Raw genomic sequence first — 15,148 nt, 5'->3', positions numbered from 1 at the left:
TCTTCTTCTTTCACTTCTTCACTAATTTCACAACTGCTTCTGTCCTTGCAGTATGGGGGAACATGTCCACTGATTGAATGTATTCAACCTGATAAACCTTCGTCAAAGCCACTAGATCCCGTGCCAAAGTAGAGACATTACAAGAGACATAGACCATCTTTTCAGGTGCATAGTGCAACAAGGTCTCGATTAATTTTGTCCCCAAGCCCGTACGAGGTGGATCCACGATCACAGCATTAGCCCGATAGCCTTCTTGGTACCAGCGAGGAATGATCTCTTCTGCTGTACCAGCCTCATAGTGGGTATTCTCAAATCCCATCCGTTTAGCATTGTATTTGGCATCCTCAATCGCTTCAGGAATAATATCCATCCCCCGAACACTTTTCACTCTATTAGCAAAAGCAAACCCAATCGTTCCAACCCCACAATAGGCATCAATCAGGTGATCCTCTGGAGAAACATCTAGAGCCTTAACCGCTTCACTATACAATACTTCAGTTTGTTCCGGATTCAACTGGTAAAAAGCTCGAGGAGAAAGGGAGAATTCATAATCCAAAACACCTTCCAAAATGGCCTCTTCTCCCCAAATAATCTGCGTTTGTTCGCCATAGATTTCACTGGATCGAGACGTATTTTTATTAACAGCAACTGTGACAATCTCAGGGTGTTTCGTGACCAAGTCTTGCACCAAATTATTTATGTTAATCTGACGACTAGTGACCACAATGATCTGAACTTGACCAGACTTCCGCGCCCGTCGAACCATCATGGTTCTGACACCCAGTTCTTTACGCTCATCAGCAATCGGAATCTGATAATAGGTCAATAAATCCGTTAGATCGTTGGCGATAGCTTGAATAACCGGGTCTTGAACCAAACAATCCTTTAATTCCACCAAATAATGTGAATTTTGGGCATAGAGGCCCGCCTTCACCTGGCCCTTGAATTTCCTAGTTTGAAATTGCAATTTTGCCCGATAGTAAAGCGGCTCCTGCATTCCAATTGTCGGCCGAATATCATACTGTTCAAATCCTTCAGGTGAGAACTTCTTCAAGGCCTGTTGTAATAAATCTGTCTTAAACTCCAGCTGCTTATCATACTTCAAATGCATGATTTGACAGCCACCACAGGTCTCATAGATATCACACATGGGCGTCACACGAAACTTAGACGCCTTATTCACAGATAGGAGTTTGGCTTCCGCAAAATTTTTCTTAACACTTGTAATTTGACAGAAGATATCTTCTCCCTTCAAAGCGCCTGGCACAAAGACAAGTGTTTTTTTATAAAAGCCAATCCCTTCTCCGTTAATTCCCATTCGTTTAATTTTCAAAGGAATTTTTTGTTTTACTTTAACGTTCATATCCCTATCTTAACACATTTTTCGGTATAATAAAAACATGAAAATTACAAAACTAGAAAAGAAAAAAAGACTCTACCTCCTAGAATTAGACAATGATCAAAAACTTTATATTACAGAAGACACCATCGTCAAATATTTCCTTTCCAAAGATAAAGAAATCAGTGAAGAAGAACTAAAAGAAATCCAAGAGTTTGCTCAATACTCCTATGGTAAAAACCTCGCCCTGTACCATCTTTCTTTTAAAGCTCGGACAACAAAAGAAGTCAGAGACTACCTGACAAAGTATGAGATTGAAAGTGGCATTATTGATAAAGTGGTCCAACACCTAAAAGAAGACAAGTGGTTAGATGATCGTCAATATGCAAGAAACCTGATAGAAGCCAACCTTCTCAGTGGCGATAAGGGTCCTCTCTTATTACAACAAAAAATTCAACAAAAAGGGATCCCAAAATCTATCCTTCAAGAAATTTTTGCAGACTATGATTTTTCAGAAGTGATCGACCGTACCGCAATAAAACTCGTAAAAAAATACCAAGGAAAATATCCGTTAAAAGCCATTGAAACGAAAATCATCCAAGCACTCATTTCAAAAGGTTTTGCTTACAATCAAGCAAAGATAGCATTCCAAAATCTCGAGCTCGAAACAGATGAAGAAACAACCAATGAGCTCATTCTAAAAGAGTTAGAAAAACAATACCGTAAATACAGTAAAAAATATGAAGGCTATGACCTCAAACAACGCTTGACTCAGGCACTAGCCAGAAAAGGCTACGATTATAGTGATATAACGTTAGCCATTAGAGAATTCTTAGATTCATAAACCAAATTGAAAATTAAATAGAAAAAAAAGAAAAAATTTGAAAAAATATGATACAATATAGAGGATATACTTAGATTGTAGAAAGTTGGTAAGTTATGAAACTACCTAAAGAAGGCGACTTTATTACAATTCAAAGTTATAAACATGATGGCAGTTTACACCGAACATGGCGTGACACCATGGTATTAAAGATAACCGAAAATGCAATTATTGGAGTAAATGATCATACACTTGTGACTGAAAGTGATGGTAGACGTTGGATCACGCGTGAACCAGCGATCGTTTATTTCCATAAAAAATATTGGTTTAACATCATCGCCATGATCCGTGACAATGGTGTGTCTTACTACTGTAACCTAGCAAGTCCTTTTCACATTGACCAAGAAGCCTTAAAATATATCGACTATGATCTCGATGTCAAGGTCTTTACCAATGGTGAAAAAAAATTGTTAGATGTTGAAGAATACGAGCAGCATAAAGAAAAAATGCACTATTCAGATGACATCGACTTTATTTTAAAGGAAAATGTTAAGGTTCTAGTAGATTGGATAAACCAAAACAAAGGTCCTTTTTCTGAGGAATATATCAAAATTTGGTATAACCGTTATGTTGAACTGCGAAATAAATAAAGTTGAAAAGAGCGAAAGCTCTTTTTTCTTGAAAATTAATAAAATAATAACTACAAAAAAAGTCTAATGACAACCATTAGACTTTTTCGATACACTATCGGGAAGACAGGATTCGAACCTGCGACACCTTGGTCCCAAACCAAGTACTCTACCAAGCTGAGCTACTTCCCGAACTAAAGCTTACGCTTTATGCACCCTAGAGGAGTCGAACCTCTAACCGCCTGATTCGTAGTCAGGTACTCTATCCAGTTGAGCTAAGGGTGCTCGTTCCTATTCAATTATTACATAGCCTTGCGACCATGCACCCTAGAGGAGTCGAACCTCTAACCGCCTGATTCGTAGTCAGGTACTCTATCCAGTTGAGCTAAGGGTGCTTCTTTCAACCTTCGTCTATGCCGAGGACCGGAATCGAACCGGTACGATCGTTACCAATCGCAGGATTTTAAGTCCTGTGCGTCTGCCAGTTCCGCCACCCCGGCCTCCTCAAGCGAACGACGGGATTCGAACCCGCGACCCCCACCTTGGCAAGGTGGTGTTCTACCACTGAACTACGTTCGCATTGCTTTCTTTATATAAAAAAATGCCGGCTACATGACTTGAACACGCGACCCTCTGATTACAAATCAGATGCTCTACCAACTGAGCTAAGCCGGCTCATTATTATTCTCTTATGCGGGTTAAGGGACTTGAACCCCCACGCCGTAAAGCGCCAGATCCTAAATCTGGTGCGTCTGCCAATTCCGCCAAACCCGCAAAATATGACCCGTACTGGGCTCGAACCAGTGACCCATTGATTAAAAGTCAATTGCTCTACCAACTGAGCTAACGAGTCTTAAAATAATTTTCATTATCTTAACGGTCCCGACGGGAATCGAACCCGCGATCTTCGCCGTGACAGGGCGACGTGATAACCGCTACACTACGGGACCTATGGGAGTTAACGGGATCGAACCGCTGACCCTCTGCTTGTAAGGCAGATGCTCTCCCAGCTGAGCTAAACTCCCAAATGGTCGTTTAACTCACTGGATCCCTGTCGTGCACTGACTTACGTCAGTTTCGACAAAGTCGAACTTACGTTCTCCTTAGCTGAGCTAAACTCCCAAATGAGCCTAGTATCTACTAGGCTCAATCTCTTGCTAAGCGACTACCTTATCTCACAGGGGGCAACCCCCAACTACTTCCGGCGTTCTAGGGCTTAACTGCTGTGTTCGGCATGGGATAGAGAGGGAATCCTCTCTATTTATATTCTTGTCTGTATTTGTTTTCTTCAGCTTTGTTAGCCCATACATAATGACCTGGTTTAATTTCAACCATTTGTGGTTTATCTTCAGAATAATCATGTTGTTCTGGATCGTAGATTTTTAGAACTTTTTTACGTTCTAGAATTGGATCTGGAATTGGGACAGCTGAAAGTAGGGATTGTGTGTATGGATGGATTGGGTGGTTAAATAGCTCTTCAGTTTCTGCTACTTCTACAATAACCCCTTTATAGATAACTGCAATACGGTCAGAAATGAAGCGCACAACTGACAAGTCATGGGCGATAAAGAGATAGGTCAAGCCTAATTCTCTTTGGAATTTTTTCAAAAGGTTCAAGACCTGTGCACGTACTGAAACGTCAAGGGCTGAGATTGGTTCATCCGCAATGACAAATTCTGGTTCCATGACAAGTGCACGGGCAATACCGATCCGTTGACGTTGACCACCTGAGAATTCGTGAGGATAACGTGTCAAATGTTCTGCTAGAAGCCCAACTTCATGCATAATATTTTTTACTTTTTCCTGACGTTCTTCTTCGCTGTTAAACAAATGGTGGTTGATCAAACCTTCAGAGATAATATAATCAACTGTTGCACGTTCATTCAAACTTGCTGCTGGGTCTTGGAAGATCATTTGAATTTTACGGATCAACTCTGATTTTTCACTATGAGAGTTTTTTCCGTTGATCTTGCGACCGTCATAAATAATTTCTCCAGCACTTGTATCATTCAAACCAATGATCGCACGCCCAATTGTTGTCTTACCACTTCCTGATTCACCAACAAGAGAGAAAGTTTCTCCCTTATTAATGAAAAAGTTGGCGTTCTTTACAGCAACAAATTTTTTACTTCCTTCACCGAAGGAAATTTCTAAATCTTTAATTTCAACTAATTTTTCAGTCATTTCCTTCCTCCTATTCTGTAATGTGAGTGAAGCCCATTTTTGAGCCAATCTTTTCGTGAAGGTTTTCGATTACTTCTGGTTTATGAACTGTTGGTGCATCTGGATGGAGCAACCATGTCTTAGCCCAGTGAGTATCGGTCACTTTGAAAGCAGGTGCCTCTTCTTCAAAATCAATCTGCATTGCATAGTCTGAACGAAGTGCGAAGGCATCTCCTTTGATTGGAGCATACAATGATGGCGGAGTTCCTGGAATAGAGTAAAGATCACCATCTGAGGTTGACAATTGAGGCAAGCTTGAAAGCAAGCTCCATGTGTATGGATGTTTTGGATCGTAGAAAATTTCTTCTACTTTACCAAACTCAACAATTTCTCCAGCATACATAACGGCTACTTTATCTGCAATACTTGCAACCACACCTAAGTCGTGGGTGATAAAGATAACTGTAAATTGGTATTCTTTTTGAAGGGATTTCAACAAATCAATGATTTGCGCTTGAATGGTTACGTCAAGGGCTGTTGTTGGTTCATCACAGATCAAGATATCTGGACGGCAGGCCAAGGCGATGGCAATAACGATCCGTTGACGCATCCCACCTGAATATTGGAATGGATACTCATCAAAACGACGTTCCGCATCTGGAATTCCAACTTTCTCCATATAGTCCAAAGCCATTTCTTTGGCTTCTTTAGCTGTTTTCCCTTGGTGTTTGATAATGACTTCTGTAATTTGTGAACCAATTGTGTTGATTGGGTCCAAACTTGTCATTGGGTCTTGAAAAATTGTAGCGATCTTAGATCCACGAATATTTTCCCAATCTTTATTCGATTTCAAATCTGTCAATTCTTGACCACGGTATTTAATCGAACCTTGGGCAATACGGCCATTATCTTCTAACATTCCGGTGAACGTCTTTGTCAAAACTGATTTCCCTGAACCTGACTCACCAACCAAGGCAAGAACTTCACCTTCTACTAGCTCAAGCGATACGCCACGAATCGCTGTCAGTACGCGATCGCGCACGTCAAATTCCACTACGATATCTTGAGCAGATAAAATAATATTGTTATTTGATGTCATATCTACTCCTCCTATCTATGTGTACGTGGGTCGCTGGCATCGGCCAAGTTTTGTCCGACGATAAAGAATGACAAGGATACTAAAATCAAAACAGTAAGTGGAATCCAGAATAGGTAGGCATTTGTAGTTACGTTTTGAGAATAGTCAGAAATCAACCGTCCCAAACTTGGAACTGTGATTGGAAGACCAAGTCCGAAAAAGGAAAGGAAAGCTTCGTAAGAAATAAAACTTGGTAACATTTGTGATGTCTGGGTCACGATTACAGATACCAATTGAGGTAAAATATTTTTCGTAACAATTTTCAACGTTGGTGTTCCTAATGTTCGACTGGCCAAGTTGTACTCCAAATCACGGTAACGCATGATTTGAACACGAATCATGTAGGCAATTCCGATCCATCCTGTTAAGGACATGGCAAGAATCAAATTCCAGAAACCAGATCCCATTGAGTAAGTCAAGACGATAACGATCAACATAAATGGAATGTTTGAAATAACGTTATAAACTTCCATCATGATACGGTCGATGGATTTTGAGATTCCCCAAATTCCACCAACGATGACTCCGACCACCACGTTAATAACAGTTGCGATAAAGGAAATGATAATCGAATTTCGAGCACCAAACCAAACTCCATCAAAGAGGGATTTACCGTTGTTATCTGTACCAAAGAAAGCTTTGGCACTTGGTGGATTCAAACGTGCTGAAAAGTCATTTACCTTACTTACGTCGTTGTAATCAAAATTTGAAAACATCGGGTAGATAAAACTCATCAAGAGAATCCCAATCAAAACAGCAAGCATAATGATCGTGGTTCTTTTTTTAAAGAATTGTCTGAATACAGATTTCCAGTATGAATACGCTGGAGCATCAATTACTTCAGAGGCAAAGTCATCGCGTTTTACAAACTGAAATTTATTTTTATCGATTGTAGCCATTATTTGCCTCCTTTCGTATTCGTTAATTTAATCCGTGGATCAAGCACTGTCATCAAGATATCACCTAACATGGCAGCAAAGATACCAAGCGATGTGAAGATGAAGACAAGTCCGATAACCATGGTGTTGTTTGATGCTTTAATAGAGTCAATCAACATTTTACCCATACCTGGGAAAGCGAAGACTGTTTCAGTAAGTGTCGCACCTGAGATAACTCCAATAATAGATGTCGGAATACCAGATACCAATGGAACCATCGCATTTTTGAAGATGTGTTTTTTTGAAATCTCACGTTCTGACAATCCTTTTGAACGAGCAAAACGGACGAAATCTTGTGAATGGATATCGATCATGTAACGACGAATCCAAACGGCGTTAAATGGTGCACTCAATAAACCAAGAATCAGAGACGGCAATACATATGAACGCCAGTCCTGTGCTCCAAGAACTGGGAATGAGTCTGGAAGCCCAAAGAATGAACCTGCTAAACGGACAATGTAGACCGAAGCAATGGTTGGAAGAGACATCATAAATGTCAAAGCAGCTGTTGAGATGCTATCAAACCATGAGTTCTTGAACAGAGCCATGTAAGATCCTAATGGGATCGCAATCAAATAAGAAATTGCAATACCAATCAAACCAATGATTGAAGAAGATGCAATCATGGATGGATTCTCATAGTTGCTCAACGTTGCTGTATAAGCGTCCCCTTTACCAAATCGACTGATATCTTGTGAGTCTGCCTTACTTGGTGATTTGTAGGTACGTGAGTAGATATCGATTGAAGATGTCTTTTTACCTGTTGGGAAGTTCACTTCACTCTTCTTAGTTGTTCCTTGTCCTTGTGTAATAACTTGAAGAACAGGGGTATTTGAATAAGTTGGATATGAATTTCCAAGGTTTAAGGTCACAAAGTTTTGGTGTACATATGGGAATTGACCATTAAAGTACAAGAGGTATTTGTGTTTCGTACCAGAACCTACAACTGACCAACCAATAGACGGATCATTTTCAATACGGATATAGCGTTTGAGGTTTGGATTTGAAGCATCTTTCACCCAACCTGGATGATCAAACTGAATCAAATTCGCATAGAAGCTGACGACACGTTCAAAAACTGGAATTTCACGCACCGCATAGAAAGACTTACTTTCTGGGAAACGTTTCAACTGCCAACCATGACCTAATTTGTTAATGTATTCCTTATAGATCTTTTCATTGGCAGTTGTCGCATCAACTGTTACAGAAGAATCTTCTTTACTTGCTTTTTGTTGCAAGCTCTTTGAATCCATGTATTCCAAATAACCCATGCGATCGTAGACAGTATTTTCGTAGTTGATCTTCGAATCTTTTGTCTTCGCTACTTTATTGTAGTTGGGGTCATTTTTAAAGATGAGATTTCTCGGTGTTAGCGTATAGATAATCATGTAGGTTAATGTCGTGACGAGAAAGATCGACACTAACGAACGCAAAATACGCATAAAAACATATTTTTTCATATTTCATTCCTTTAATGTCCAAAAGAACTTTCTCCCCTAGAAGAGAAAGTTCTAATGAAAAGCAATAATTTAATTATTTAACGTGTTTTTCAAGATCTTGTTGAGCTTTTTTGTTTGACTCAGCTTTTTCTTTTTGCCATTTTTCACGTGCTTGTTCGTATTGTTTCTTAGTAACAGGTTCATCTTGAACTTCTACATATTTGAAGTAAGCAGATCCTTTGTTACCTGTTTGAGCTGATGGGCCAGAGAATGGAACCACTTTAGAAACAACTGTTGCTGCGCCTGTGCTTGACATTGTTGGGATTACCAAGGCACTATCACTCAACCAAGCTTGAGCAGTAGCATATTTTTCGTAACGTTTAGCTACATCAAGTGATTCGCTATTAGCATCTGCAAGAAGTTTCGCATACTCATCCAAGCCAACTGCTTTGGCTGAAGCATTATCTACACCACCTGCAAAACCAAGGTAAACTTTTGTTTGGTCTTCTGATGATGGTTGAAGAGTATCAAGGTAAGTTGATGGATCATCGTAGTCTGGGTTCCATCCGACCAATCCTTGAAGATCCCAATCTGCATCTGCAGCTGATGGAACATTCAATGTGATGTTCAACACTTCGTCTTGGTCCATCATTTGAAGGTCAAGAACGACATTGTCTTTACCAAGAGTATCTTCCACTGTTTGTTTCAATGATTGCATCCGTGAAACAAAGTTTGTAGAGTTTTGTGCTACTGGTACGTCAATATGAATTGGGAATTGAACGCCATCTTTTTGAAGTTCAGCTTTTGCTTTTTCAAGTTGTGCTTTTGCTTTGTCTTTGTTGTAAAGACCGTCTTGACCATCTGCAAGGTTGACACCTTTCCATTGGTCTCCATAAGTAGTCAACTTATCTGCAACCACATCTCCAAAGTCTTTCCCATTAACTTGTACAAAAGCAGGAGCTGTATAGGTATTACGGATAGCTGGTTTAGCAAATGCTTTACTATTTACTTGCGCTGAATAGTTTTCACGATTCAAGGCAAAGGTGATAGCTTGACGGAAATCTTTGTTTAAGATTGCTTTCTTAGTAGAAGATTTTTCAGCATCTGATTTCTTAGCTGTGTGTTTGTAAGATTGACGATCAATGTTGAAACCAAGGACTGCTACACCTGAACCAGCCGGTGTGTTGTAAATGTTGTCTTTATATTTTTTCTCTACTGTAGCAAAGTTTGAGCTTGCTGGGAAAAGACGAGCAACTGTATAAGCTCCATCAGAGAAGCCACGCGCCAATGAATCTTGATCTGATCCATCGTAGTAGGTAAGTTTCACTTCTTTAAGGTGAACGTTTTTCTTATCCCAGTAGTTGTCATTCTTTTCAAATACAACAGATGATTTTGACGTAATAGATTTAAGAAGGAAAGGTCCGTTTGCAAGGATTGACTTCACATCGTTTGGTTGACCAAAATCATCTCCCTTACTCTTCAAGAAATCTGTGCTAATTGGGAACAAGATTCCGTTTGTTGTTTTAGAGTTCCAGAAGGTTTCAGGTTTGTTCAATGTGTATTGAAGTGTGTAATCATCAACCGCTTTGACACCAACTTGGCTAAAGTCTGTAGTTTTTCCTTGTACATAATCATCCAAGCCTTTGATTGAGCCTTGAACTAGTGAAAGAGTTTCCGATTTTTTATCAGCAGCGTGTTTCAAACCTGTTACAAAGTCTTTAGCTGTCACTTCGCCATGTTCTTCACCGTCTGCATCGTACCACTTAACCCCTTTACGAATTTTGTAGGTATAAGTCAAACCGTCTTTTGAAACAGACCAATCTTCTGCAAGTGATGGTACGAGATTACCATACTTGTCATTTGCCATCAAACCATCTACGACGTTTGTAGTAATATCGTGTGTAGCAGCTTTAGAAGATACAGTGTAGTCCAAAGTTTGAGGATCATCTGTGTAGACATAACCATAGTTCTTGTCTTCGCCTGAGCTTGCTTTGCTAGTATTTGAACTAGAACATGCAGCCAACAATCCAGCTGCAAGAAGTGTTACTCCGGCAACTGCAAATACTTTACCTTTTTTCATAGGAATTCTCCAATAGTTTTTTTAGATTTGTTTAAGATTATATCACAAGTAGAAAAAAAAGTAAACTAAATTTTCTGAATATTCGATTTATCACTATTCAAAAACCTTGCTATGACTGACTTTTTAGCCTAATTGATGATTTTACGATTTTCCATTAATCATTTGTATGATACAATAGAGAGGACTAAGCAACGAGGAAACAACTGTGAAAAAATTCTTTCTTTCTTTTTTAACTTTTATCTTGCTGTTATGCAGTTTACCTTATCAAGTCGTTCTAGCAGACGAGCTAGAACTTCCTGCTCAAAGTGCTATTGCTGTTGAAGCTGATACAGGTAAAATCTTATATGAAAAGGATTCAGAGAAAAAGCGAGATGTGGGGGGACTATCTACACTCTTGACCACTTATCTGATTTTCGAAGCCATTCATGAAAAAAAACTTTCTCTGAAAGATCCTATTAAATTGTCTGAGAAAGCTCTGGCCTTAAATGATATCGAAGGTGCTGGTACTCTTCCTATGGAAGCGAACCAATATACGGTTGAACAGTTATTGACTGCTCTTTTAGTTGGAAATTCTAGCACTGCTGCCTTGGCGTTAGCTGAGAAAGTGGGGGGCTCTGAGAAAAGCTTCGTTGAAAAAATGAAGAAAAAACTTTCTGAATGGGGCATTCAATCTCCTCATTTAATCAATGCTACCGGATTAAATACTCAAACCATCAGCGGAGATCCTGACGGGAAAGAAGACGAAAATCAATTGAGTGCTTATGATATTGCTGTTATTGCCAAGCACTTACTTCAGGATTTCCCTGAAGTGACCAAATATACTTCAAAACCCACTGCTCTTTTTTCAAACACGCAGATTGAAAACCCCAACCTGATGCTAGAAGGCATGCCGAATTACCGTTCTGGAGTTGATGGCCTACGGGTCAGCAACTCTACCAAAGGCGGCATCACCTTTGCTGCATCAACGACGCAAAATGGCATCCATATGATCACTGTTGTCCTAGGAGTGGAGGCAGTTGACGGTGATCCGTATGCACGTTTTGTGGCTACTTCTTCTCTGATGAACTACGTGGTACGGACCTTTGTTTCTTCCATTGTCGTCAAAGAAGGAGATCCCTACGGAAAAAGTAAGGCAACTGTCATGGATGGGAAATCCGAGACTGTTTTAGCTGTTGCAAAAAAAGACTTCTATATCGTCGAAAAGCAAGGCAGTCAAGCGGAACCAAAAATTCAATTCAAGAGTGACCAAGAATCATTCCGAGCACCTGTCAAATCAGGCACTAATCTTGGAAAAATACACTACACTGATCCAGATAAAATCGGACGTGGCTACTTAGAAGATCAAGAGCCAACGGTCGATATGGTAGCAGGAAGAACCATTGAGAAAAGCTTTTTCTTAAAGGTTTGGTGGAATGAATTCGTCCGGTATGTCAACGAAAAATTATAAGTAAAAAAATCACAATGGAGTCAAATCCATTGTGATTTTATTTTGTTATTAAAACGAATTATCCTACAGATCCTTCCATTTCGTAGCTAATGAGTCGGTTTAACTCAACAGCATATTCCATTGGAAGTTCTTTTGTAAAGGGCTCTACAAATCCCATGACAATCATTTCTGTTGCTTCTGATTCAGACAAACCACGACTCATCAAATAATACAGTTGTTCTTCTGAGATTTTTGAAACCTTGGCCTCGTGTTCCAAAGCAACTTGTGAGTTGTGGATTTCATTAAATGGAATCGTGTCTGATGCAGATAAATCATCCATGATAATAGTGTCACACTCAATGTGAGAAACTGATTTCTTAGAGTTCTTGTTGAAGGTCACTTGTCCACGGTAGTCTACCTTTCCGCCACCCTTCGCGATGGATTTAGATACGATAGATGAGCTGGTATGAGGGGCATTGTGGATCATCTTGGCACCTGTATCTTGGTGTTGACCTGCATTCGCAAAGGCAATGGACAACATGGTACCACGCGCTCCTTCTCCATCTAGATATACAGATGGGTACTTCATAGTTGTCTTGGCACCTAGGTTTCCGTCGATCCACTCAACTGTGGCATCTTTTTGAGCCTTGGCCCGCTTGGTTACCAAGTTGTAGACATTGTCAGACCAGTTTTGGATGGTCGTATAGCGCATGTAAGCACCATCCAAGGCAAAGATCTCGACAATCGCTGCATGGAGGCTATTGCTTGAGTAGGTCGGTGCTGTACATCCTTCTACATAGTGAACACTTGCTCCCTCGTCCACGATAATCAAAGTGCGTTCAAACTGACCAGTATTTTCATTGTTGATACGGAAGTATGTTTGAAGGGGGACGTCTACTTTTACGCCTTTTGGTACATAAATGAAGGTCCCACCAGACCAGACTGCTGAGTTGAGGGCAGCCAATTTGTTGTCCGTTGGCGGTACTAACTTCGCAAAATACTGTTTGAAAAGGTCTGGATATTCTTTTAGGGCAGAATCCGTATCGGTAAAGATAATCCCCAACTTTTCAAACTCTTCTTTCATATTGTGATAAACCACTTCTGATTCATACTGAGCAGAAGCCCCCGCTAAGTAAGCACGTTCTGCTTCAGGAATCCCGATACGCTCAAAGGTTTCCTTGATTTTCTCTGGAACTTCGTCCCATGAACGGGCAGGTTTATCCGAAGGTTTTTGATAATAGATCAAATCATCAAAGTCAATCTCTGATAGATCGGCTCCCCAGGTTTGCATGGGCATCTTTTTGAAGGTTTCAAAAGATTTCAAACGAAATTCGAGCATCCATTCGGGTTCATTTTTTGCTGCAGACAATTCACGAATAACCGCTTCATTCAATCCCTTCCCGGTAGAGAGAATGGGTTGAACATCATCGTGAAATCCAAATTTATATTCACCGAGATCAATTGGTTTCGGTTCGACTCTTTCTTCAGCCATAATTTCCTTTCTTTCTCTGTTTCTTCTTTTAACTATTTGCTACGTTCGATCGCTTTTTTAAGAGCATTCCATGAGAGGGTCGCACATTTAATCCGTTGTGGGAATTTTGAGACTCCAGATAAGAAGGCTGCGTCTCCCAATTCCTCTTGGCGAGGATCTGACTGGCCTTGGACCATTTCTGAAAAGACCTGCGCCAATTCTTCGACTTCCTCTTTTGTTTTTCCCATTACAGCATCCGTCATCATACTAGCTGAAGCGGTTGAGATCGTACATCCTGAATTAACAAAGGCGATATCTTCCACCCTGTCATTCTCATCAAATTTCACACTTAACTGGATCACATCTCCACAAGTTGGATTGTTGAGTTGGATCTGATCAACATCTTCAATCTGGCCCTGATGGTGAGGGTGTTTTGAATGGTCAGCTACGACCGCCATGTACAGCGAATCTAATTTAGAAAGTGCCATTGAAAAACTCCTTTGCTTTGATCAATGCCTCAATTAATTTATCACAGTCCGCTTTGGTGTTGTAGATATAAAAACTTGCTCTCGTTGTCGCTGGAACTTGTAGGTATTGAAGGAGCGGTTGTGCACAGTGGTGACCTGCACGAACAGCAATCCCTTCATAATCTAATGCTGTTGCTAAGTCATGCGGATGGAGATCTCCTAGATTGAAGGAAATGACGCCAGAACGTTTTGCTAAGTCTTGGGAACCATAAATGGTCAAGCCTTCGATCGCCTGTAATTTTGGAAACACATAGGCAATCAATTCTTGCTCATGCGCTTCTACCTGGTCCATCCCCAGCTCTTCTAAGTAATCGATTGCTGCACCGAGACCAATTGCTCCCGCCATATTAGGTGTTCCAGCTTCAAATTTCCAAGGCAATTCCTTCCAAGATGCAGATTGTTCGTAAACAAAGTCAATCATCTCGCCCCCAAACTCGATCGGAGACATTTGCTCTAAGATTTCTTCCTTCCCATAGAGGACACCAATCCCTGTTGGTGCAGCCATCTTATGGCCAGAAAAAGCAAAGAAATCCGCATCTAAGTCTTGTACATCAATGGCCATATGAGGGGTTGATTGAGCCCCATCTACGACCATGATCGCTCCAACTTCATGAGCTAATCGAGCAATTTCCTTGATCGGATTGACCACCCCTAAGACATTCGAAGCATGGGTGATGGAGACAAATTTTGTCTTCTCACTAAGCTTGCTCTTTAAGTCCTGCATATCCAGTAAGCCATCTTTTAGATAGACATAGACCAGTTTTGCTCCTGTCTTCTTGCAGGCTTGCTGCCAAGGAATGATATTGGAGTGATGTTCCATGATGGAAATCAGGACTTCATCCCCTTCCTTTAGGACTTCTTCTGCATAGCGGGCTACCCAGTTGAGTCCAGTCGTTGTCCCTCTTGTAAAGAGCACTTCCTTGGTTGATGAAGCGTTGATAAATTTTCTGACTTTCTCACGCGCCGCCTCATAGGCTGCTGTCGCTCGTTCAGCCAAAGTATGGACTCCACGATGGACATTGGCGTTATCTTGCAAATAATAGTGATTAACGGCTTCAAGAACACGTTTAGGTTTTTGCGTCGTCGCTGCATTATCTAGATAAACCAAAGGCTCATCATGGACTAGTTGATCGAGAATGGGAAAATCTTGAGCAATTGTATTTTTATCTAGCATT

The 15,148-nt window shown here is 40.5% G+C and carries 12 protein-coding genes and 10 tRNA genes; 3 read left to right on the top strand and 19 right to left on the bottom strand.

Translation table 11 applies throughout. The features are described 5' to 3' along the window. Window positions 1-10 precede the first annotated feature (10 nt). On the bottom strand, window positions 11-1,363 hold the full coding sequence (gene rlmD, locus TZ97_RS01485) for a 23S rRNA (uracil(1939)-C(5))-methyltransferase RlmD (RefSeq protein ID WP_045759141.1): 1,353 nt from the start codon (window positions 1,361-1,363) through the stop codon (window positions 11-13). Between the two features lie 37 nt (window positions 1,364-1,400). On the opposite strand from rlmD, the gene recX reads away from it, so the two are divergent. Beyond that, window positions 1,401-2,183: a recombination regulator RecX gene (gene recX, locus TZ97_RS01480; protein ID WP_045759140.1), complete on the top strand. Its 783-nt coding sequence runs from the start codon at window positions 1,401-1,403 to the stop codon at window positions 2,181-2,183. Between the two features lie 95 nt (window positions 2,184-2,278). Continuing rightward, entirely contained in the window at window positions 2,279-2,812 is a 534-nt protein-coding gene (gene ntdP, locus TZ97_RS01475; RefSeq protein ID WP_003005798.1) for a nucleoside tri-diphosphate phosphatase, read from the top strand. Between the two features lie 97 nt (window positions 2,813-2,909). Here ntdP and TZ97_RS01470 read toward each other — a convergent pair. The 15 genes from TZ97_RS01470 to TZ97_RS01400 form a co-directional block, all read right to left on the bottom strand. Continuing rightward, window positions 2,910-2,983: transfer RNA gene (locus TZ97_RS01470), tRNA-Pro, on the bottom strand. Between the two features lie 19 nt (window positions 2,984-3,002). Continuing rightward, window positions 3,003-3,076, bottom strand: a tRNA-Arg gene (locus TZ97_RS01465). A gap of 36 nt (window positions 3,077-3,112) precedes the next feature. Then, window positions 3,113-3,186, bottom strand: a tRNA-Arg gene (locus TZ97_RS01460). Between the two features lie 19 nt (window positions 3,187-3,205). After that, window positions 3,206-3,291, bottom strand: a tRNA-Leu gene (locus tag TZ97_RS01455). A gap of 7 nt (window positions 3,292-3,298) precedes the next feature. Further along, window positions 3,299-3,370: transfer RNA gene (locus TZ97_RS01450), tRNA-Gly, on the bottom strand. Between the two features lie 23 nt (window positions 3,371-3,393). Next, window positions 3,394-3,466, bottom strand: a tRNA-Thr gene (locus TZ97_RS01445). Window positions 3,467-3,483: 17 nt separating this feature from the next. Further along, window positions 3,484-3,565, bottom strand: a tRNA-Leu gene (locus TZ97_RS01440). Window positions 3,566-3,571: 6 nt separating this feature from the next. Further along, window positions 3,572-3,644 (bottom strand) — tRNA-Lys (locus tag TZ97_RS01435). Between the two features lie 24 nt (window positions 3,645-3,668). After that, window positions 3,669-3,741: transfer RNA gene (locus TZ97_RS01430), tRNA-Asp, on the bottom strand. Between the two features lie 2 nt (window positions 3,742-3,743). Beyond that, window positions 3,744-3,816 (bottom strand) — tRNA-Val (locus TZ97_RS01425). A gap of 232 nt (window positions 3,817-4,048) precedes the next feature. Beyond that, complete coding sequence (locus tag TZ97_RS10040) at window positions 4,049-4,975, bottom strand: ATP-binding cassette domain-containing protein (protein WP_003010296.1); 927 nt, start codon at window positions 4,973-4,975, stop codon at window positions 4,049-4,051. Window positions 4,976-4,985: 10 nt separating this feature from the next. Next, complete coding sequence (locus TZ97_RS01415) at window positions 4,986-6,053, bottom strand: ABC transporter ATP-binding protein (RefSeq protein WP_003004369.1); 1,068 nt, start codon at window positions 6,051-6,053, stop codon at window positions 4,986-4,988. 11 nt (window positions 6,054-6,064) lie between these two features. Next, entirely contained in the window at window positions 6,065-6,991 is a 927-nt protein-coding gene (gene oppC / locus TZ97_RS01410) for an oligopeptide ABC transporter permease OppC (protein WP_023919302.1), read from the bottom strand. Next, window positions 6,991-8,490, bottom strand: a complete 1,500-nt coding sequence (locus TZ97_RS01405; RefSeq protein WP_023919303.1) for an ABC transporter permease — start codon at window positions 8,488-8,490, stop codon at window positions 6,991-6,993. The genes oppC and TZ97_RS01405 overlap by 1 nt, the downstream gene beginning before the upstream one ends. A 73-nt stretch (window positions 8,491-8,563) precedes the next feature. Further along, on the bottom strand, window positions 8,564-10,549 hold the full coding sequence (locus TZ97_RS01400) for a peptide ABC transporter substrate-binding protein (RefSeq protein WP_023919304.1): 1,986 nt from the start codon (window positions 10,547-10,549) through the stop codon (window positions 8,564-8,566). 205 nt (window positions 10,550-10,754) lie between these two features. Between TZ97_RS01400 and TZ97_RS01395 the strand changes: the two genes are divergently transcribed. Further along, window positions 10,755-11,996: a serine hydrolase gene (locus TZ97_RS01395; protein ID WP_045759139.1), complete on the top strand. Its 1,242-nt coding sequence runs from the start codon at window positions 10,755-10,757 to the stop codon at window positions 11,994-11,996. 58 nt (window positions 11,997-12,054) lie between these two features. On the opposite strand, the gene sufB is transcribed toward TZ97_RS01395, so the two are convergent. From sufB to TZ97_RS01380, 3 genes are read right to left on the bottom strand one after another with little or no spacing between them, the layout of a single operon-like run. Beyond that, window positions 12,055-13,467: a Fe-S cluster assembly protein SufB gene (gene sufB, locus TZ97_RS01390; RefSeq protein WP_003010279.1), complete on the bottom strand. Its 1,413-nt coding sequence runs from the start codon at window positions 13,465-13,467 to the stop codon at window positions 12,055-12,057. 32 nt (window positions 13,468-13,499) lie between these two features. Then, window positions 13,500-13,934, bottom strand: coding sequence for a Fe-S cluster assembly sulfur transfer protein SufU (sufU, locus tag TZ97_RS01385; RefSeq protein ID WP_003010276.1), 435 nt, complete (start codon window positions 13,932-13,934; stop codon window positions 13,500-13,502). Next, window positions 13,921-15,147, bottom strand: coding sequence for a cysteine desulfurase (locus TZ97_RS01380; protein ID WP_024056228.1), 1,227 nt, complete (start codon window positions 15,145-15,147; stop codon window positions 13,921-13,923). The genes sufU and TZ97_RS01380 overlap by 14 nt, the downstream gene beginning before the upstream one ends. Window position 15,148: the final 1 nt, after the last annotated feature.

Origin of the sequence: Streptococcus parasanguinis, assembly GCF_000963275.1 — a bacterium.
Classification (GTDB): domain Bacteria; phylum Bacillota; class Bacilli; order Lactobacillales; family Streptococcaceae; genus Streptococcus; species Streptococcus parasanguinis_B.
This window is presented reverse-complemented; position numbering and strand designations above follow the sequence as displayed.

Bases quoted from the DNA above. Each gene is read 5' to 3' on its own strand.
- sufB (WP_003010279.1), bottom strand. From the start codon at position 13,467: ATGGCTGAAGAAAGAGTCGAACCGAAACCAATTGATCTCGGTGAATAT.
- recX (WP_045759140.1), top strand. From the start codon at position 1,401: ATGAAAATTACAAAACTAGAAAAGAAAAAAAGACTCTACCTCCTAGAA.
- TZ97_RS01380 (WP_024056228.1), bottom strand. From the start codon at position 15,147: ATGCTAGATAAAAATACAATTGCTCAAGATTTTCCCATTCTCGATCAA.
- rlmD (WP_045759141.1), bottom strand. From the start codon at position 1,363: ATGAACGTTAAAGTAAAACAAAAAATTCCTTTGAAAATTAAACGAATG.
- TZ97_RS01415 (WP_003004369.1), bottom strand. From the start codon at position 6,053: ATGACATCAAATAACAATATTATTTTATCTGCTCAAGATATCGTAGTG.
- sufU (WP_003010276.1), bottom strand. From the start codon at position 13,934: ATGGCACTTTCTAAATTAGATTCGCTGTACATGGCGGTCGTAGCTGAC.
- TZ97_RS01405 (WP_023919303.1), bottom strand. From the start codon at position 8,490: ATGAAAAAATATGTTTTTATGCGTATTTTGCGTTCGTTAGTGTCGATC.
- TZ97_RS10040 (WP_003010296.1), bottom strand. From the start codon at position 4,975: ATGACTGAAAAATTAGTTGAAATTAAAGATTTAGAAATTTCCTTCGGT.
- ntdP (WP_003005798.1), top strand. From the start codon at position 2,279: ATGAAACTACCTAAAGAAGGCGACTTTATTACAATTCAAAGTTATAAA.
- TZ97_RS01400 (WP_023919304.1), bottom strand. From the start codon at position 10,549: ATGAAAAAAGGTAAAGTATTTGCAGTTGCCGGAGTAACACTTCTTGCA.
- oppC (WP_023919302.1), bottom strand. From the start codon at position 6,991: ATGGCTACAATCGATAAAAATAAATTTCAGTTTGTAAAACGCGATGAC.